Origin of the sequence: Pseudotabrizicola sediminis (assembly GCF_004745575.1) — a bacterium.
In the GTDB taxonomy this organism is placed as follows: domain Bacteria; phylum Pseudomonadota; class Alphaproteobacteria; order Rhodobacterales; family Rhodobacteraceae; genus Pseudotabrizicola; species Pseudotabrizicola sediminis.
This window is the reverse complement of record NZ_RPEM01000002.1, coordinates 361,147-377,896: the sequence shown is the minus strand read 5'-3', so window position 1 is coordinate 377,896 and position 16,750 is coordinate 361,147. Positions and strand designations below refer to the sequence as shown.

At 63.8% G+C, this 16,750-nt stretch carries 22 protein-coding genes; 8 read left to right on the top strand and 14 right to left on the bottom strand.

Annotated features, from left to right (window positions below):
- Positions 1 to 26: 26 nt before the first annotated feature.
- The gene (locus tag EEB11_RS04505) at positions 27 to 1,298 is read right to left on the bottom strand and encodes an MFS transporter (protein ID WP_245298767.1); all 1,272 of its coding nucleotides are present in this window, start codon (positions 1,296 to 1,298) and stop codon (positions 27 to 29) included.
- Between the two features lie 60 nt (positions 1,299 to 1,358).
- Positions 1,359 to 2,084 carry a DNA repair protein RecO gene (recO, locus tag EEB11_RS04500; RefSeq protein WP_135429214.1) on the bottom strand — a complete coding sequence of 242 codons (726 nt, stop codon included), beginning with the start codon at positions 2,082 to 2,084 and terminating at the stop codon, positions 1,359 to 1,361.
- Positions 2,085 to 2,160: 76 nt separating this feature from the next.
- On the opposite strand from recO, the gene EEB11_RS04495 reads away from it, so the two are divergent.
- Complete coding sequence (locus EEB11_RS04495; RefSeq protein ID WP_135429213.1) at positions 2,161 to 2,766, top strand: Pr6Pr family membrane protein; 606 nt, start codon at positions 2,161 to 2,163, stop codon at positions 2,764 to 2,766.
- Here EEB11_RS04495 and EEB11_RS04490 read toward each other — a convergent pair.
- The 11 genes from EEB11_RS04490 to folK all read right to left on the bottom strand — a co-directional run bounded on the left by EEB11_RS04490 (position 2,758) and on the right by folK (position 11,585).
- Positions 2,758 to 3,096 carry a DUF1491 family protein gene (locus tag EEB11_RS04490; RefSeq protein WP_245298766.1) on the bottom strand — a complete coding sequence of 113 codons (339 nt, stop codon included), beginning with the start codon at positions 3,094 to 3,096 and terminating at the stop codon, positions 2,758 to 2,760. The genes EEB11_RS04495 and EEB11_RS04490 overlap by 9 nt on opposite strands.
- Before the next feature lie 2 nt (positions 3,097 to 3,098).
- Entirely contained in the window at positions 3,099 to 4,007 is a 909-nt protein-coding gene (gene era, locus EEB11_RS04485) for a GTPase Era (RefSeq protein ID WP_167852654.1), read from the bottom strand.
- 5 nt (positions 4,008 to 4,012) lie between these two features.
- Positions 4,013 to 4,699: a ribonuclease III gene (gene rnc / locus EEB11_RS04480; protein WP_135429211.1), complete on the bottom strand. Its 687-nt coding sequence runs from the start codon at positions 4,697 to 4,699 to the stop codon at positions 4,013 to 4,015.
- Positions 4,696 to 5,484, bottom strand: coding sequence for a signal peptidase I (gene lepB / locus EEB11_RS04475; RefSeq protein ID WP_135429210.1), 789 nt, complete (start codon positions 5,482 to 5,484; stop codon positions 4,696 to 4,698). Before lepB ends, rnc begins: the two co-directional genes overlap by 4 nt.
- A 62-nt stretch (positions 5,485 to 5,546) precedes the next feature.
- Positions 5,547 to 5,969 (bottom strand): holo-ACP synthase, encoded by a 423-nt coding sequence (acpS, locus tag EEB11_RS04470; RefSeq protein WP_135429209.1) that lies wholly within the window; start codon positions 5,967 to 5,969, stop codon positions 5,547 to 5,549.
- 88 nt (positions 5,970 to 6,057) lie between these two features.
- A complete protein-coding gene (locus EEB11_RS04465) occupies positions 6,058 to 6,810 on the bottom strand; it encodes a pyridoxine 5'-phosphate synthase (RefSeq protein ID WP_135429208.1) in 753 nt (250 codons plus the stop codon).
- Positions 6,811 to 6,839: 29 nt separating this feature from the next.
- The gene (locus EEB11_RS04460) at positions 6,840 to 7,556 is read right to left on the bottom strand and encodes a DUF2062 domain-containing protein (protein WP_135429207.1); all 717 of its coding nucleotides are present in this window, start codon (positions 7,554 to 7,556) and stop codon (positions 6,840 to 6,842) included.
- 144 nt (positions 7,557 to 7,700) lie between these two features.
- Positions 7,701 to 8,378, bottom strand: a complete 678-nt coding sequence (locus EEB11_RS04455; protein WP_135429206.1) for a DUF2062 domain-containing protein — start codon at positions 8,376 to 8,378, stop codon at positions 7,701 to 7,703.
- Between the two features lie 43 nt (positions 8,379 to 8,421).
- Positions 8,422 to 10,539 carry a RelA/SpoT family protein gene (locus EEB11_RS04450; protein WP_135429304.1) on the bottom strand — a complete coding sequence of 706 codons (2,118 nt, stop codon included), beginning with the start codon at positions 10,537 to 10,539 and terminating at the stop codon, positions 8,422 to 8,424.
- A 41-nt stretch (positions 10,540 to 10,580) separates the two neighbouring features.
- The gene (gene rpoZ / locus EEB11_RS04445; protein WP_135429205.1) at positions 10,581 to 10,934 is read right to left on the bottom strand and encodes a DNA-directed RNA polymerase subunit omega; all 354 of its coding nucleotides are present in this window, start codon (positions 10,932 to 10,934) and stop codon (positions 10,581 to 10,583) included.
- Positions 10,935 to 11,009: 75 nt separating this feature from the next.
- Positions 11,010 to 11,585, bottom strand: coding sequence for a 2-amino-4-hydroxy-6-hydroxymethyldihydropteridine diphosphokinase (gene folK / locus EEB11_RS04440; RefSeq protein WP_135429204.1), 576 nt, complete (start codon positions 11,583 to 11,585; stop codon positions 11,010 to 11,012).
- Between the two features lie 170 nt (positions 11,586 to 11,755).
- Between folK and EEB11_RS04435 the strand changes: the two genes are divergently transcribed.
- From EEB11_RS04435 to EEB11_RS04405, 7 genes are all read left to right on the top strand, one after another.
- Positions 11,756 to 12,334 (top strand): LabA-like NYN domain-containing protein, encoded by a 579-nt coding sequence (locus EEB11_RS04435; protein WP_135429203.1) that lies wholly within the window; start codon positions 11,756 to 11,758, stop codon positions 12,332 to 12,334.
- 203 nt (positions 12,335 to 12,537) lie between these two features.
- On the top strand, positions 12,538 to 12,975 hold the full coding sequence (locus tag EEB11_RS04430; RefSeq protein WP_135429202.1) for a YqaA family protein: 438 nt from the start codon (positions 12,538 to 12,540) through the stop codon (positions 12,973 to 12,975).
- A 74-nt stretch (positions 12,976 to 13,049) separates the two neighbouring features.
- Positions 13,050 to 14,003 carry a 4-hydroxy-3-methylbut-2-enyl diphosphate reductase gene (gene ispH / locus EEB11_RS04425; RefSeq protein ID WP_135429201.1) on the top strand — a complete coding sequence of 318 codons (954 nt, stop codon included), beginning with the start codon at positions 13,050 to 13,052 and terminating at the stop codon, positions 14,001 to 14,003.
- A gap of 251 nt (positions 14,004 to 14,254) precedes the next feature.
- Entirely contained in the window at positions 14,255 to 14,707 is a 453-nt protein-coding gene (locus tag EEB11_RS04420) for a DUF3429 domain-containing protein (protein ID WP_135429200.1), read from the top strand.
- Between the two features lie 88 nt (positions 14,708 to 14,795).
- Positions 14,796 to 15,257 carry a ribonuclease HI gene (rnhA, locus tag EEB11_RS04415; protein WP_135429199.1) on the top strand — a complete coding sequence of 154 codons (462 nt, stop codon included), beginning with the start codon at positions 14,796 to 14,798 and terminating at the stop codon, positions 15,255 to 15,257.
- Complete coding sequence (locus EEB11_RS04410) at positions 15,254 to 15,916, top strand: trimeric intracellular cation channel family protein (RefSeq protein ID WP_135429198.1); 663 nt, start codon at positions 15,254 to 15,256, stop codon at positions 15,914 to 15,916. Before rnhA ends, EEB11_RS04410 begins: the two co-directional genes overlap by 4 nt.
- A gap of 21 nt (positions 15,917 to 15,937) precedes the next feature.
- The gene (locus EEB11_RS04405) at positions 15,938 to 16,459 is read left to right on the top strand and encodes a transcriptional regulator (RefSeq protein ID WP_135429197.1); all 522 of its coding nucleotides are present in this window, start codon (positions 15,938 to 15,940) and stop codon (positions 16,457 to 16,459) included.
- Positions 16,460 to 16,471: 12 nt separating this feature from the next.
- Here EEB11_RS04405 and EEB11_RS04400 read toward each other — a convergent pair whose 3' ends face one another.
- A complete protein-coding gene (locus EEB11_RS04400) occupies positions 16,472 to 16,714 on the bottom strand; it encodes a GlsB/YeaQ/YmgE family stress response membrane protein (protein ID WP_135429196.1) in 243 nt (80 codons plus the stop codon).
- Between the last annotated feature and the right edge of the window lie 36 nt (positions 16,715 to 16,750).

Genomic DNA, 16,750 nt, shown 5'->3' with positions numbered 1-16,750 from the left:
AGGGATGATCCCGGCTGTGTGCGTTTTCAGGCGGCGCTTCCACGTTGGCTGCCCAGACGGGGGTGCAACCGGCCCGAGATGGCCCAGGCCACCAGCATCCCTACACCAGAGGCAGCGAAGATGCCCGGCAGCGGCGCCACCAGTAGCACCAGCCAGGCAGCACCGGGCGTCAGGATGCCCGACACATCGCGGAAGCTGGAATAGACCGCCGACATCTCGGTCCGTTCCGACGGTTTGACCGCCATCAGGAAGGGCAGTCCGCCGACGATATCCAACAGCACCAGAAACACTGCCGCGGCCATGCAGGCCGCGACTGTGGCCCATGGCAGCGGGGCGAACAGAGCGGCGGCGATGAACAAGAGGCCGCAGGCACCGAAGGCAAAGCGCACGGTGCGGCGCACCGAGGCCGCGCGGGCATGGCGCAGCATGACGGGCGAAGCGAACAGCAGCGCGTTGGACAGCGACAGCGCCACACCGCCGACCTTGTCGCCCAAGCCTGCCTCGATGCAGAAGATCGGCAGGTAGACCACATAGACCCACCAGCCACACGACCGCATGACCGCAAACAGCCAGCCGGCGATCAGGCGCGGTTGTGCAAAGAAACGGGACAGATAGGCCAGCGGGTTGGCGGCAGGGCCTTTGGAGCGGCTGATCTGCTTGCCATTGCCCAGACGAAGCACCCAGAACGCCACCAGAAGCGCAATCGCGCAGCCGCCCGCCACCAGAAACGGCAGCGGTGCCCAGACGCTGCGCAGCCAGACCCCGAGCAATGGCCCCACCGCCCATGGCCCGGCGGAAAACACCATTTGCATCGACTGGCTGCGGCCAAGGTTCTGGCGATCGATGTAGTCAAGGATATAGGCGTTCAGGCAGACAAAGGTGGTCGCCGTGGCCATGGCAAGACACATCAGCGCCAGTGGCAGCGCCCAGCCGGTGCCGATGATCGCGAGCCCCATGCCGACCAGATAGAGCCCGCAGCCCAGCGTATACATCCAGCGGCGCGGGATGTGGCGGGTTGCCCATGGCACCATCAACCCCCAGATCATCGACACGATGCCGGCGACGAAATAGGCCGATGACGTCGCCTCGGCACTGCCAAGCGCATCATAGACCGCCAGAGGCATGGCCGACACCAGCATGCCGCGAACGGCGGATTCGATGCCTGACAGCAGTGCGAAACTCTCAACCCGGGGGGTCGGCGCGTGTTTCAGGTGGAGGGGGATGAATTTATTGGCCATGTCATGTCCTCGCGCCATCTGCCCAAGGATCAGGCGGCAGGTCTGTGTCGGGGGCGACATTGCGGGTCGTTTGTGACGGGTGGGGCGGCTTCACGGCACATGGCCCCCTGACCCGCCGCCTCAGGGGGTGGCGCGGCTGATGCGGGCCAGCAGGCGGTTGCGCGATTCGGGCAAAGCGGTGGAGCGGGCATCGTTGGCCAGTTCGCGGGTCAGAAAATGACCGGTGATGGCAAGGGCCTGCGCCGCCTCGGCCCGGGTGACAGGCCCCTGCCCCATCAGTGCCTGCGGCAGCGGAAGGAGTTTCGGGGCCCAGTCACCGGCAGCGGCGCGGCTGACAGCGCGGCCGGTGCGCGGGCTGACGAAAGCCAGATCGTCGCGCTGGCCAGTGATGGCGCAGCGCGAAAGGTCAAGGCCGAAGCCGATTTCATCGAGCAGCAGCAATTCCCAGCGCAGGTAATCGCCAAGCCAGTCGGCCCCGCCCGCCATCGCATCCATCAGCATCTGGGTGCGGCGGTACAACTGTGGATGCGGGTCGCGTTCGGCCAGACTGATGTGCAACAAGCCGCAGGCCGCGGTCAGGCCCGCGAGCGCCAGCGGGCTTTCCAGAACGGCGGCGCGCGACTGCACGGGCTCGGCCAGAAATACCCCGATCTGATCATCCAGCCGCGCCCGCCATGTCAGATCCAGCTGCGCGCCGGGTTGCAGCATTGGTGCCCGCTTGCGCGAGGCTCCGCCGCGCACCACGCCGAAATGGCGGCCATGGCCGCTGGTAAACACCTCGATGATTGCGGAGCCTTCGCCATGCAGCCGCATGGAGAGAAGGATGCCGTCTTCGCGCCATTCCATGGCTGATCTTTGCAGGGGCGGAGGGGCGCAGCAAGAGGGGGCTTGCCGCCCGCGCCTGACGGTGCAGATTGGGGGGATGAGAAAACCTGTGTCCAACGCGGCCCGTCTGGGTGCCCTGAGTGTCTTTGTGTTGGCGGCGCTGTCGCTGCGCCTGCAATTTGATGCCAGCCGGATGATGCCAGGCAGTGGACCTGCGACCGCCACGCTCTGGCTGATGGCGGGTTATTTCACCGTGCTGACCAATCTGCTGGTGGCTGTGCTGACGGGACTTGTGGCGATGCGCTGGAGGGTGCCGGGGGGTGTGGCCTTTGCCGGAGTACTTGCCATTGTGATGGTAGGACTGGTCTATCACTTGCTGCTGGCGGGGTTGTCCGATCCGCAGGCTCTGGCGTGGTGGGCGGATCAGGGGCTACACACGGCAGTACCGGTTCTGACGCTGGCGTGGTGGCTGGTGTTTGCGCCCGTGCCGCGGTGGCAGGCCCTGACCGGCGGGTTGATCTGGCCCGTGGCCTATCTGATCTATGCTTTGGTGCGCGGTGGTGTGACCGGGTTTTGGCCCTATCCGTTTGTGGATGTGGCGCGACTGGGTTGGGGCGGCGTGGCGCTGAATTCTGCCGGGATGGTGTTGGCCTTCGCCGGTGTCGGGATGACGCTGATCGCGCTAAAACGGCGGCTAGGTTAGACCGTCTTCCTCCAGCAGGGTGCGGCCTGTCTTGTCTTCCAGCTCGATCACCCACAGGTCAGGGTCACGCTGTCCGGCGCGGCTGAGCAGGGCATCGACATCGCGCTCGGCCCCCTCAGACATCAGCCGCCAGATGCGCGCGCCGGTGGCCATGTCATAGCCGCGCTCAAAAGCGCGGGCGGTGCCATCGAGCAGAGCCACCTTGACCAGCACGGTGCCCGCCGTGGCGTCACCCTTGCGGGTGACATAGGCGGGAATGTCGGCAAGGCGCAGGCGGTTGAGATAGGCGGAAACCCAGAGGTCAGCCTTGAGCCGGATATCGGCAGCCAAGATCAGTCGCCGTCTTTGAAGTCTAGACCCATTTCCGAATAGCGCTCTGGCTCATCCAGCCAGTTCGGGCGGACCTTGACCTGCAGGAACAGGTGGACAGTGCGGCCCGGAAACTCCGAGATATCGGCGCGGGCGGCTGAGCCGATGGCCTTTATCGTCTCGCCCTTGTTGCCCAGCACGATGCCCTTGTGGCCGTCGCGCATGACATAGACGATCTGGTCGATGCGGGTCGATCCGTCGGTCTTGTCCTCCCACTTTTCGGTTTCCACCGTCAGTTGGTAGGGCAGTTCTTCGTGCAGGCGCAGGGTCAGCTTTTCGCGGGTCATTTCGGCCGCGATCATGCGCATCGGCAGGTCGGCGATCTGGTCTTCGGGATAGAACCACGGGCCTTCGGGCACCTGCCCGGCAAGCCATTCGCGCAGGTCTTTGACGCCATAGCCTTTTTCGGCGGAGATCATGAAGGTTTTGGCAAAGGGGAAGGCTTCGTTCAGCTTTTCGGCCAGCGCCAGCAGCACTTCGGCCTGGACCCGGTCGATCTTGTTGATGGCAAGCGCCACGGGCTGGCCCTGCGGCATCTCATCGCGCATGCGGTCGATGATGGCCGAAACGCCTTCGGTCATGCCGCGATGCGCCTCGATCATCAGCACGATCACATCGGCATCGGAGGCACCACCCCATGCGGCCTTGACCATGCTGCGGTCGAGCCGCCGCCGGGGCCGGAAGATGCCGGGTGTGTCGACGAACACGATCTGCGCCGGGCCCTCAATGGCCACGCCCCGGATGCGGGTGCGGGTGGTCTGCACCTTATGCGTCACGATCGAGATCTTGGCCCCGACCATGCGGTTCAGCAGGGTCGACTTGCCGGCATTGGGTTCGCCGATCAGCGCGACGAAACCGGCTCGGGTGGATATGTCTGTCATGTCTCTTGCTCCAGCCTTGCCAGCAAAGCGCGGGCGGCCTGTTGTTCGGCGATGCGTTTGGAGCCTGCGCAGGCGGTTTCGCGCGCGCCGTTGTCCAGCGTCACTTCGACGGTGAATATCGGTTGATGGTCCGGGCCGGTGCGCCCGGTCTGTGTATAGGCAGGCGGGGTCATGCCACGGGCCTGCGCCCATTCCTGCAGGGCGGTCTTGGGGTCGCGGGCGTCATGGTCCACAGTTCCAATGCGGTCGGACCACAGCCGCAGCACCATGGCGCGGGCGGCATCGAACCCGCCGTCCAGATAGACGGCAGCAATCAGCGCTTCCATCGCGTCGCCCAGAAGCGCTTCTTTGCGGCGGCCCCCGGACAGCATTTCCGACCGGCCCAGCTTCATCACCTCGCCCAGCCCGATGGCGCGGGCAACGTCGGCGCAGGTTTCCTTGCGCACCATGGCATTGAAGCGCGGCGCAAGCTGGCCTTCACTCGCAGCCTCATCGGCCCCCAGCAGCGCCTCGGCCATCACAAGGCCCAGCACCCTGTCACCCAGAAACTCCAGCCTCTGGTTGTCGGGGCGGGTCTGCGACGACAAGGACGCATGGGTGACCGCGCGGACCAGAAGATCGGGCGTGTGGAAGCTGTGCCCGATCCGGCCTTCAAAGGCCTTGAGGTCCGCTGCCAGCCTCATTCCACCGCCTTGAAGAACCGGTCAGACCGCCAGGTCCAGAAATACAGCATCGAGCGGCCAGCAGATGAGAACATGATCCGGTCGGCGCGACCGATCAGGTGGTCGGCTGGCACAAAGCCTACCCCACCCACGGCCTGCACAAAGCGGCTGTCCTGCGAGTTGTCGCGGTTGTCGCCCATGAAAAAGTAATGTCCGGCGGGCACGGTGAATACATCGGTGTTGTCGCCCGCGCCATTGGTGTCGATGTTGAGCACATCATGCGTGCGACCGCCGGGCAGTGTTTCGCGCGATTTAGATTTGGTGCAGGTATCGCCCTGCCCCACCGGACCGTTCTCGCAGCGCGGCAACTGGCCCATCGGGCCCTGCTGTTCATAAAGCTCACTGAACACGCCCACATCTTCCTGCGGCACCTCGGCCCCGTTCAGATAGACCATGCCGCCGCGCATCTGCACGGTATCGCCGGGCATGCCGATCAGGCGTTTGATGAAATCGCTGCCGTTGACCGGATGGCGGAACACCACCACGTCGCCGCGTTCGGGTTCGCTGAAGAACAGGCGGCCAGAGAAGGGGCAGGCGGCAAAGGGGCAGGAATAGCGGCTGTAGCCATAGGCCATCTTGTTCACGAACAGGAAATCACCGATCAGCAGCGTGTCCTTCATGCTGCCCGAAGGAATCCAGAACGGCTGGAAAAACAAGGTGCGGAAGACGCCTGCAATCAACAGCGCATAGACCACCGTCTTGATCGTCTCGACGATGCCGCCGTCTTCTTTTGCCTTGCTGGCCATGCTGTGTTCACCTTGCTGCTCTTCGGGCCGCTACATGCGCCCGCATGCCCGCCGAGTCAAGTTCAGCCCGGCGGTGCGGGCTCTGTCACCGGGCGGGCCTCGATCACCACAAAGGCCTGCGCCCAGGGGTGGTCATCGGTCAGGGTGACATGGATCACCGCCTCATGCCCCGGCGGGGTCATCTGGCGCAGCCGGTCGGCGGCCCAACCGGTGACGTGCATGACCGGCTGGCCGGTCGGCAGATTGGTCACCGCCATGTCCTTCCACGCGATGCCCATGCGCAGCCCGGTGCCCAAGGCTTTGGAGCAGGCCTCTTTTGCGGCCCACCGTTTGGCATAGGTGGCGGCCACGCCATGCGGACGGCTGGCGGCCTTGCGCTGTTCACGCTCGGTGAACACCCGGTCGCGGAAGCGGTCGCCAAAACGGGCGAGGGTTGCCTCGATCCGCTCGATATTGGCCAGATCGCTGCCGATGCCCAAAATCATTGCGCCGACGTCTCAGGCTTGCGCTGCCGCCTTGGTTTGCACCTTTTCCCAATACTCAGCTTGTCGCGATCCACCGCCGATGCCACCCTTACAGCCCCCGCGCCGCATCCATCAACCGGCGCATCTCGGCGATGGCCGGCCCAAGGCCCATGAACACCGCCTCGCCGATCAGGAAATGGCCGATGTTCAGCTCCATCACCTGAGGGATGGCGGCGACGGGGGCGACATTGGCGAAGGTCAGGCCGTGACCGGCATGCACTTCGAGCCCCAGGGAATGGGCAAGCCCTGCGCCTTGATGCAGCGCAGCCAGTTCGGCCCCGGCCTCTTCCTCGCGGCCCTCGGCGTGCAGGTCGGAGTAAAGCCCGGTGTGCAGCTCGACCACGGCGGCTCCGATGCGGGCCGAGGCCTCGATCTGGCGCGGATCATGGCTGATGAACATGCTGATCCGCGCACCGGCGCTGCGCAGGGGCGTGATGAAGGCGGACAGCCTGGTTTCATCCCCCGCGACATCCAGCCCGCCTTCGGTCGTGCGCTCTTCGCGCCGTTCTGGCACGAGGCAGACGGCATGTGGCCGGGTGGCAAGGCAGATCGCCTGCATCTCATCGGTCGCGCCACATTCGAAGTTCAGCGGGATGGTGATGCCTGCCTTGAGCGCCGCCATATCGGCATCGCGGATGTGGCGGCGGTCTTCGCGCAGATGGGCGGTGATGCCGTCGGCCCCTGCCGCTTGGGCCAGCAGGGCCGCGCGCAGCGGATCGGGCCAGGCAGAGCCACGGGCGTTGCGCAGGGTGGCCACGTGGTCAATGTTGACCCCGAGCCGGAGTTTGCTTGCGTGTATCATAGGCGGCCTCCTGATCTTTGGGGCAGAGGTTAGGCTGCGGGCGGGGTGTCGTCATCCCCTTGTTTTGTGCCCGGTACAGGGTCTTTTGCCGCATCCCCGCCGCGCTTGGCCAAAGCGGCCAGCCGTTCCCGCAGCAGCAGGCGCTTTTCACTGCTTTCCTGGAACTTGTCCGCCCGCGCTTTCTGGTAGGCCTCGACCAGCGGAATGGTGATGTAGTAAAAGATCAGGCTGAGCAGGATGCCCGGCCCCAGCGCGCCAATGAAATAGGGCAGGTAGATATCGGACCAGAATTGCGCAAGGCCGTCCCAGTGCATGGTTTCGGGGCCAAAGATCGCAAGGAAATTGTGCCACAGCTCTGATCCGGCGCGGGCAAAGCCATCGCCGATGGCTTCGGCGCTCAGCGGCGTGTCGATCCCAAGCATCCAGTGGCCAAGCGAAATTGCCCCCACCGCAAAGAATGGCGTGGTGATCGGGTTGGAGTTGAAGGTGGCCAGCAGGGCGGCAAGGATATTGCCGCGCATCAGCAAGGCCAGCCCCCAGGCGCCCAGAAACTGCAGGCCCGGCAGCGGCAGAAAACCGATCAGGCTGCCCGCAAACACGCCGCGCGCAATCCGGTGCGGGCGGTCTGGCAGGCGGCGCATGCGATGAATGACATAGCGGGTCGCGCGACGAAAGCCGCCAGTAGGGTAAAACATCTCGCGCAGCCAAGCCAGCCAGCCGCGCGGGTCGCGCCTTTTAAAAACCACGTCGTTCCTCGCTTAAACCAGGTCCGCTGCGCAAGACGGCGCAGACCTAGCATGACAAAAGCCGCAATACATGAACTCGATGTGACTGGCACGTCAGAAATCGTCCACCGGGGACAGTGTTTCGTGAACGCGGGCGGGGGTGGTTCAGTTGCCACCCGAGGCACCGTCATCGGCCGATTGTCGGGCGCGCAGCCGAGCGGCTGCGCGTTCGCGCAGTTTTTCGGCCCGGTCCCGCCGCTTTTTCTGGCGCATCTTCTGATACCCGAGGATGACTGGCAGGCTGACATAATAGCAGATCGTGGCCGCGATCAGCCCCGGCAGCAGGCCGCCGATCAGATAGGGTTTGAACAGGCCATAGTAAAAGTGGCGCAGCTGGCCCCATTGGGCGGGATCGCCCGTAAAGGTGGCCAGAAGGTTCGACCAGATCTCGCCCCCGGCATTGGCGAAGGCCGACAGGATCAGCCGGGCCGGAACAGCATCGACGCCGGTGCCGAGGAACCAGTGACCCAGCTGTACCGAAGAGACAGCGATGATCGGGAAGGTGATGGGATTGCCGAAGAAAGTGGCGAAAATCGCCGCGATCATGTTGCCGCGCATCAAAAAGGCCAGCAGGGCCGAGGCAAAGAAGTGCAGGCCGAACAATGGGGTGAACGAAATAAACACCCCGGCAAAAATGCCGCGCGCAATGCGGTGGGGCGGATCGGGCAGACGCGACAGACGGTGCCAGACATACTGGCCCGCGCGCAGCCATCCGCCTTGCGGATAGACCAGCGCCTTGAGCCGTTCTGGCCATGACCGTTTGTTGCGGCGACGAAACACCACCGTTCAGCCCCCTTTCCCTGCCTTCCCTGCCTGCGCGGTTGCGCTATGGCTTGCGGGTTTTATCGCGATGGCGTGAAACCTGGGCAACATCGGTTTCAGCCTCAAGCGCCGTCATCACCATATGCAGATGCTCGACATCGCGAAGATCAACATCGACAATCAGACGATAAAAGTCCGGCTTGCGGTCTGTAAACCTCAGGTCAGAGATATTGGCGCGCTGCTCGCCGATCAAGGTGCAAATGCGACCCAGCACGCCTGCGTCATTGGCAATGGTCATTTCCATTGTCACAGTATGTACGGCGGCATGGCGGCCCGCGTGCCAGGCGAGGTCGACCCAGCGGTCTGTCTGCTCCTCAAACTCCTCCAGCGCGGGGCAGTCGATGGCATGGGCCACCACCCCTTTGCCGCGATAGGTGATGCCGACGATGCGTTCCCCCGGTACCGGCTGGCAACAGGGCGCGCGGCGGAAGGCCTGATCATCGGACAGGCCCAGAACCGGGCGAGTGGCATCGACCACTTCCAGATCAGCGCGGGCGAGTTCAGGATACAGCGTTTCGACCACGCGGCGCGCGGTAAGCTCTGCCGAGCCGAGCCGGGCCAGCAGGTCTTCCTGATCGTTCAGGCCGAGCATCTTTGCGGCGGTGCGCAGGGCTTTTTCCGATGCCTTCTTGCCCACATGGTCAAAGGCGGCGCGGGCCAGTTCCTGCCCCAGCTTGATAAAGCGGCTCTTGTCCTCTTCACGCAAAGATTTGCGGATGGCGGCCTTGGCGCGGCCCGTGGTCACGATATCGATCCAGCTGGCCTGCGGGCGCTGGCCTTCGGCGGTGATGATTTCCACCGACTGGCCGTTTTTCAGCCGGGTCCACAGCGGCACGCGGATGCCATCGACCTTGGCCGACACGCAGGAATTGCCGATGCGGGTGTGGATCGAATAGGCGTAATCCAGCGGCGTCGCCCCGCGCGGCAGCTGCACCACATCGCCCTTGGGCGTGAAGCAGAACACCTGATCGGAATACATCTCCAGCTTGACGTGTTCGAGGAACTCGTCGTGATCACCCTCGTCAAAACGTTCGGTCATTGACGCGATCCATTTGCCGGGGTCGATGGCAAAGGGGTTCTGGGCGCGCACGCCTTCGCGGTAGGACCAGTGGGCCGCCACCCCGGCCTCGGCCACCTCGTGCATTTCGCGGGTACGGATCTGCACCTCGACCCGCTTGCCGTCGCGGCCCGAGACCGTGGTGTGGATCGAGCGGTAGCCGTTGGTCTTGGGCTGGCTGATGTAATCCTTGAACCGGCCCGGCACCGAGCGCCAGCGCTGGTGGATCACGCCAAGGATGCGGTAGCAGTCGGCCACGGATGCGCAGATGATGCGAAAGCCGTAAATGTCGGACAGGCGCGAGAAGGCGAGGTCTTTTTCCTGCATCTTGCGCCAGATCGAATAGGGTTTTTTGGCGCGGCCATAGACCGTCGCCTCCAGTTCGACCTTTTCCAGTTCATACCGGATGTCGGCGGTGATCTTGTGGACCACGTCGCCCGCTTCGCGCTGCAGGGTCAGGAAGCGTCGGATGATGGAATTGCGGGCATCGGGGTTGAGCACCTTGAAGGACAGATCCTCCAGTTCCTCACGCATCCATTGCATGCCCATCCGCCCGGCAAGAGGGGCGTAGATCTCCATCGTCTCTCGGGCTTTCTGCGCCTGCTTGTCCAAATTCATGCTTTTGATCGTGCGCATGTTGTGCAAGCGATCAGCCAGTTTGACCAAAATCACCCGCAGGTCTTTTGACATGGCCATGAACAGCTTGCGGAAGTTTTCCGCCTGCTGGGTTTCGGTGCTGGACAGTTGCAGGTTGGTCAGCTTGGTGACGCCATCGACCAGTTCGGCGACCTCGGTCCCGAACTGGCGTTCGACCTCGGTGTAGGTGGATTTGGTGTCTTCGATGGTGTCATGCAGCAGCGCTGTCACGATGGTCGCATCATCCAGCCGCTGTTCTGTCAGAATGGCGGCGACGGCGACGGGATGGGTGAAATAGGGTTCACCCGATTTGCGCATCTGACCTTCGTGCATCGCCATGCCGTAAGCATAGGCGCGTCGGATCAGATCGGCATTGGTGCGCGGATTGTAGTTCCGGACAAGGGCGATGAGGTCTTCTACGTCGATCATCATCGCCCCTGATGCGGGGTTCTCCCCTTAGAGTTCGCCGATCAAAGCTCGCCCTGTGCTTCCATCAGAGCGCGCAGCAGCTTTTCTTCGGACATGTCGTCCTGCATCGGCCGGTCGATTTCACCCGACATCAGCAGAGCCATCTGATCATCTTCCGGTTCATCAACCTCGATCTGGGTCTGATGGCTTTCGATCATCCGCTCGCGCAGCGATTCTGCGGCCTGGGTTTCATCGGCGATCTCGCGCAGGGCGACAACCGGGTTCTTGTCATTGTCGCGATCCACGGTAATCGGCGATCCGGCCTGGATTTCGCGCGCCCGATGGGCGGCGAGCATCACCAGTTCGAACCGGTTCGGAACCTTGTCAACGCAGTCTTCAACCGTCACGCGGGCCATGGACGACTCCAGTAGGGTTTGGGGGCATGGAAAGGGTGTACTTACGCGTGATACCGGGACTTGACAACCCCGGATTCAGCCGATCACCCGCACTTCGGCGCGATCTTCGGGCGAAAGCGCATCAAGCATCTGCAGGACGCTGCGCTGCAACAGGGGATGCACCCAATCCGGCGCGATCTCGGCCAGGGGCACCAGCACAAAGGCGCGGTCCTGCAGGCGGGGGTGCGGCAGGATCAGCTGATCCGGGGTCAGACGCGCCTGATCCGCAGGCGGCAGGGCGCGCCAATGGTTTTGCGTGGCGGCGTCAGGCAGAACGAGATCAGCCAATGCCAGCAGGTCGATGTCGAGAGTGCGCGTGCCCCAGCGGCTGTCGCGCCGACGGCCAAACTGCGCCTCAATGTCATGCAGGTGGCGCAAAAGCGCCTGTGGGCCAAGGCCCGGCGGAACGTCCAGCACGGCCGCCGCATTCACATAGTCGGGACCAGAGCCTTTCGGAAAGGCCGGCGTCTTGAACAGGCGGCTTTGGTGCCTAACTCTTGTAACGGAACTGTTGAGGCACTCCAACACATCCGTGATGATCTGGTCAGGTGAAAACCCGCCAAAAGACAAATTGGCACCGAGCGCAACCAGAGCTTGCAATCTGTTTTGCATGATAGTGTTACACTTTCGTATAGACCAGCTTGCGGCGAGACGTTTCGGACTGATATCAAAACTTGTCCTTAGACAGCGCTGATTTCGATTACCAGATTAACACTTACACTTACCGACCGACCACTCACTTGTTGGCGCGACGGGGACAGAATTTTCGAGGGGACAACTAGATGTTTTACAAGGACGAACGGCTTGCGCTGTTCATTGACGGATCAAACCTTTACGCAGCGGCCAAAGCGTTGGGGTTTGATATCGACTACAAGCTGCTGAGGCAGGAATTCATGCGGCGCGGCAAGCTGCTGCGCGCGTTTTATTACACTGCATTGCTTGAAAACGACGAGTATTCGCCGATCCGTCCGCTGGTGGACTGGCTGCACTACAACGGCTTTACCATGGTGACCAAACCGGCCAAGGAATATACCGACAGCCAGGGCCGGCGGAAGGTCAAGGGGAACATGGATATCGAACTGGCCGTCGATGCGATGGAACTTGCGCCGCGTGTGGACCATATCGTTCTGTTTTCCGGAGATGGGGATTTCCGGCCGCTGATCGAGAGTCTGCAGCGTCAGGGTGTGCGAGTGTCGGTTGTGTCGACCATCCGCAGCCAGCCGCCGATGATCGCGGATGAGCTGCGCCGCCAGTGCGACAATTTCATCGAGCTGGAAGAGCTGCGCGACGTGATCGGCCGCCCACCCCGCGAACCGCGTGCCTTTGGCGAGCGGGAAGACACTGGCGAAATGGTGAAATGACGAAAAACGGGGCGCTGCGGCGCCCCGTTTTGGTTTTCGTGCCTTGGCCCGGACCCCGACCCGCATGAGGGCTGGAGTAGACCCGCCAGACAGGCGCGGCACCGGACCGGGTGGACCTCAGAAGCCCGGCACGCTAGATCCCGCGGGATGACACGGATGTTTCACATGAGGCGGGCGGCATCCCCGCCGCGGCTGCGCGTTCTATGCTGACCAGCACGTCCTTGTTGGGGCTGTTTGTGGCGGCGTTGCTGGCCGCGACGCCGATTCCCTTTCAGTCCGAGGTGGTGTTCCTGGCGCTGATGGCACAAGGCACGGTGCCGCTATGGGCGCTGGTTCTGGTGGCGTCGGTCGGGAATATCCTTGGGTCTTGCGTGACCTATGCGCTTGGCCGGGGTCTGGGCGGGGCGCGGGGGGCGCGCTGGCTGGGCTTGACGCCGGAGCGGCGGGAAAAGGCGGAACGCTGGTTCGGGCGGTGGGGGATCTGGGCGCTGCTGTTCAGCTGGGCGCCGGGCGGGGATTTCATCGTTGCACTTTCCGGCGCGCTGCGGGTGTCCCTGCCCCGGTTTCTGGTGCTGGTAACGATTGCCAAGACGGCGCGCTATGCCGTGGTGGCGCTGATCGGGCTGGGGATCTGGGGGTAAGGGCCGCATCGGGGGCTGGACCTGCGGGCCGGTTCGCCTTACCTCTGATGTGACCCTGACGCCAAAGGCCCGCCATGACCGAACTGCCACCACTGCACCTTTACCTCGCAGCCCCGCGCGGGTTTTGTGCCGGTGTTGACCGGGCGATCAAGATTGTCGAACTGGCGCTGATCAAATGGGGCGCGCCAGTCTATGTGCGGCATGAAATCGTGCACAACAAGTTCGTGGTCGATGCCCTGCGCGCGCAGGGCGCGGTGTTCGTCGAGGAACTGGATGATTGCCCACCCGACCGCCCGGTGGTGTTTTCCGCCCATGGTGTGCCCAAGGCGGTGCCGGCCGAGGCCGCGCGGCGCGAGATGATCGCGGTGGATGCCACCTGCCCGCTGGTGACCAAGGTGCACAACGAAGCCGCGCGCCACCACGAGGCCGGGTTGCAGATGATCATGATCGGCCATGCGGGCCACCCCGAAACCGTGGGTACCATGGGGCAGTTGCCCGATGGCGAGGTACTGCTGGTCGAGACGGTGGCCGATGTGGCGGGGCTGCAGGTGCGCGATCCGGAAAAGCTGGCCTTCATCACCCAGACCACCCTGTCGGTCGATGACACGGCGGATATCGCGGCGGCGCTGAAAGCACGCTTTCCGGCCATCCATGCTCCGGCGCATGAAGATATCTGCTATGCCACCACCAACCGGCAGATGGCGGTCAAGGCGATTGCGCCGCGCATTGATGCCCTGCTGGTGATCGGCGCGCCGAATTCATCCAATTCCAAACGGCTGGTCGAAGTCGGATCAGCAGCGGGCTGCGCCTATGCCCAGTTGATCCAGCGCGCCACGGATATCGACTGGCGCGCGCTGGAAGGCATCCGGTCGGTTGGTATCACAGCAGGGGCCTCGGCGCCCGAGGTGCTGGTGAACGAGGTGATTGACGCTTTCCGCGCTCGCTTTACGACTACGGTGGAACTGGTTGAAACCGCGCAGGAAAACATCGAATTCAAGGTGCCGCGCATCCTGCGCGAACCGGCGTGATCCGGGCTGCCGCAGGTCGCGCCCTGTCCTGAAAGGCACACCCGGCGCAGGCTGCCGGATGGCAGTTTTTGAACCAATCCGCTGCGGGCATGCCCGAGGGACGGGGGCGAGCCCAGGTGTCGCGACGGGCCCTGCGTCATGCCCCAGCCGTGACCCTGCGGCAACGCCAGAGCGGATTTGCAGCCGAAGGCTGGACGCCGCCCCGGATCACCTTATGACCTTTGATCAAATGATGTGATGCAGGTGGTGCGGTGGAGCCTATTCCAAGAACGGCCCTGATCCTTGGGGTGGCAGGGTTGTTGCCTTTTGTGTGGGGGGCGGCCACTGCCCTGTCGCCGGGGCTGGCGGGTTGGGGCGGGCGGTTCATGGGGCCGCTGTTCATTGGCACCTATGTCAGCCTGACCTATGGCACGGTGATCTTGTCCTTCATGTCGGGCGTGCTCTGGGGCTTTGCCACGCGCGCCACCGGACCCGAGGCAGCGGTGGGCTATATCCTGTCGGTCGCGCCGGCGCTGTGGGCGTTTTTCATGGTGAACGGGACCCCGGGCGACGCGGCGGTAAACCTGTTTGCCGGGTTTGTGGGGTTGCTGATGCTGGACTGGCATTTCTGGAAGATGGGCACCGCACCCGACTGGTGGCTGCGGTTGCGCGTCGGCCTGACGGCGGTGGTGCTGGCCTGCCTGGCGGTGCCGATCGCGCTTTGACCCGAGGGCTTCGGTTCAGGGCCTTGAACGCCGGTTGACCCAGCCTGCGGCCCGGCCTATCCGGGGCCACAGTCACAAGGATGCGCCCATGCCCCAGCTTTACGCTTATACCGACGGAGCGTGTTCCGGCAATCCCGGCCCCGGTGGCTGGGGCGTCTTGATGATCGCGCGCGACGGCGACGCGGTCGTGAAACAGCGCGAACTGCAGGGCGGCGAGGCCGACACCACCAACAACCGGATGGAGCTGATGGCGGCGATCTCTGCGCTGGAGGCGCTGTCGCGCCCGTCGGATCTGATCATCGTCACCGACAGCGCCTATGTGAAGAACGGCGTCACCACCTGGATTCACAGCTGGAAACGCCGGGGCTGGAAAACCGCCGACAACAAGCCGGTGAAGAACATCGAACTTTGGCAACGGCTGGAGGCGGCGCAAGAGCGGCACACGGTGGAATGGCGCTGGATCAAGGGTCATGCGGGACATGCGGAGAATGAGCGCGCTGATGCGCTGGCCCGCGCCGGGATGGCCCCGTTCAAGCCGGGCAAGCCATGACGCTGCTGTGGCTGCTGCCATTCCTCGATTATGCGTCGGTTGCGGTGTTTGCGCTGACCGGGGCCTTGGTGGCCAGCCGGGCGCAGCTGGATATCGTGGGCTTCATCTTTATCGCCAGCCTGACCGCAACAGGCGGCGGCACGTTGCGCGACGTGATGCTGGACCGTGATGTGTTCTGGATCGTCGACCCGATGATGCTGGGGATGGCCACGCTGGCGGCAGTAACCGTGTTCTTTGCTGCCCATCTTCTGGAAAGCCGCTACCGCGCGATCCTGTGGCTGGACGCCTGCGCCTTGGCCGTGGCGGTGCCGGCCGGGGTGGCGGCGGCGGTTGGGGCCGGCATGGGCTGGCCGGTGATCCTGATCATGGGGATGGTCACCGGCTGCATGGGCGGGCTGATGCGCGACGTGGTGTGCAACGAAGTGCCCTTGGTGTTGAAACAAGGCGAATTGTATGTCTCGTGCGCCTTTGCGGGGGCGCTGGCGGCGATTGTGGCAGAGCGCGCCGGGGCCGAGGATGGGCTGGAGCTGTTGGCCTGCGCAGCAGTGACGTTCACTCTGCGAGCGGGCAGTCTGGTGTTTGGTTGGCGCCTGCCGGTGTACCGGCCCCGCCCGGCCCGAACCCTGCCGCCAACGCGTCAAGACTTGCGCGACAAGTGAACCGCCGTTTATGTTGGGTGGATGTCACGTACAAAACTCATCCCCGATAGTCTTATTTTTTTGCACATCCGCGCCTTGATGCTGCAATCGGGCGAGCGGGCGGCCAGTTTTGGCGCGGTGGCGCGGGTCACCGGGTTGGCGGCACCTACACTGGTGCAGCGCTATGGCTCGCAAGAGGGAATGGTGCGCGCCGCGCTGCTGGATGGCTGGGACGCGCTGGACCGCATCAGTGATACCGCCGAGGGGCAGTCGGACCTGTCGGTCAAGGGGGCGCAGATGCTGGTCAAGGCTTTGGGCGACGACACGGGTGATGCGGCGGTCCTGCCGCTGCTGGTCCGGCATCTGGATGACCCGGTCCTGCGGCACCGGGCCATTTCCTGGCGGGTGCGCGTGGAACAGGCGCTGGCGGTGCGCTTGGGCGGCGGAGCCAAGGGGCGCGAGGCGGCGGCGCTGCTGTTTGCCGCGTGGCAAGGGCAATTGCTGTGGCAACCTGCCGGAGACAAGGGATTCAAATTGAAAGACGCGGTGAAGCGGCTGACCTGACAGTGAACGCGGTTACTTGGGCGGGGAGGTGTAGGCTTTCCACAGCCAGATCAGCAGCAGCGCGCCAAGAACCGCACCGACAAAGCCTGCCATCCAGCCGGTGATGGTGATCAGAAAGCGCAGCGCGAAGCCGCCGATCAGTGCACCAAAGACGCCGATGGCCACGGTGGTCAGCACATCGGTTTCAAGCTTCATCATCCGCGTGGCGATAAACCCTGCGGCGGCACCGATGATGATCAGGGCAATGATGGGCATGTTCGGCCTTTCGGTTGTCCCACTCAATATGGGGGG